Source organism: Cupriavidus sp. SK-3, from assembly GCF_000611145.1.
GTDB lineage: Bacteria > Pseudomonadota > Gammaproteobacteria > Burkholderiales > Burkholderiaceae > Cupriavidus.
This window is the reverse complement of sequence record NZ_JFJV02000146.1, coordinates 1-1149: the sequence shown is the minus strand read 5'-3', so window position 1 is coordinate 1149 and position 1149 is coordinate 1. Positions and strand designations below refer to the sequence as shown.

General features: G+C 60.9%; 1 protein-coding gene and 1 pseudogene. Both read left to right on the top strand.

Going from position 1 to position 1149, the window contains the following annotated elements; all coding sequences use genetic code 11:
* Positions 1-495 (top strand): DUF2345 domain-containing protein (locus CF70_RS15350; RefSeq protein ID WP_035866163.1); only part of this gene is annotated, 495 nt, incomplete at its 5' end.
* Between the two features lie 93 nt (positions 496-588).
* A pseudogene (locus tag CF70_RS15345) lies at positions 589-1149 on the top strand (hypothetical protein); the annotation flags it as partial.

Below are 1149 nucleotides of genomic sequence, written 5' to 3'. Positions count from 1 at the left end.
TTCGCGCAGAAGCTCGGCATCAAGCTGTTTGCGGCAAAGGGCAAGGTCGAAATCCAGGCCCAGAGCGACGAGATGCGCCTGCTGTCGGACAAGAACATGACGATCAGCAGTGCAAACGGGCGCGTCGTGATCGAGGCCAGGGAGGAACTGCTGCTCAAGTGTGGTGGCTCCTATCTTCGCCTGTCGTCCACGGGCATTGAGGACGGCACGCGCGGGGACCGGACCATCAAGTCGGCTGCGTTCAGCCGGCAGGGGCCCACTTCGCTGGCCCAGCATATGAATAGTCTTCCGACGACAGCGTTTAACGATCCCTACGTCCTTCGGAACAAGGTCACTGGTGAGGTGCTCAAGCATCAGTCCTACGAGATCGTGCGTGAAGACGGCACCCGCATCAAAGGCATGACCGATGCCATGGGTCGGACCGCACTACAGAAGAGCCACGATGTCGAAACCGTTGTGATTCGCGTGTTGGGCAACCGGGGGGCTTCGGCATGATACCCGAAGGCACTCTCTTCCTCTGCGGAGCTCGGACCGTTCATGGCCGACCGTATCGAGGTGACGCTTCTCATGTGGTGATGGAGGTGCGCCATGGCTGTTGATTTTTCGCTGCTCCCCCCTGAGGAAGCGGTATCGGAGCGCCCGCCATCGCGGCTCGCCTGGACCGTTGCCTTCTTCCTGATGGTCCTGGTCGGCGTGTTTGCCGTGCTCTTCTTCTGGCCGAAGGATATGCCCACCCATACATGGAAGTTCTGGGCATCTCTCGTCCTGTTCCCGGTGGGTATCCCTGTATGGATCGTTTTGCGCCGGTACAGCGTCTATGAGAGCCGCAAACTGGACACAGCGCTGCACAATGAAGCGGTGCAGGCCTTCAATGAGAGTGTGTTCAGGGCGGCAAGCATTCCACTGTCGGTGATCGCCGCCGCTCACCGGTTCTCGGCAGATCGCGAACAAAACGCCACGGAAGCGGTCAGGCAGGGCAGCGTTGCCCTGCGCACGCAGGCCCCGATCGCGCGGGACGGCGAGCCTGTCAAAGCCCGCTGGCTCGTCGTGCCCGGCATGAAGGTGACGTCCGGCACGATGGAAGACGACCGCAACCGTCGTCGCCACGTGATGACGTGGCTGTTTGGTGAACTGCTCGATCAACTATCG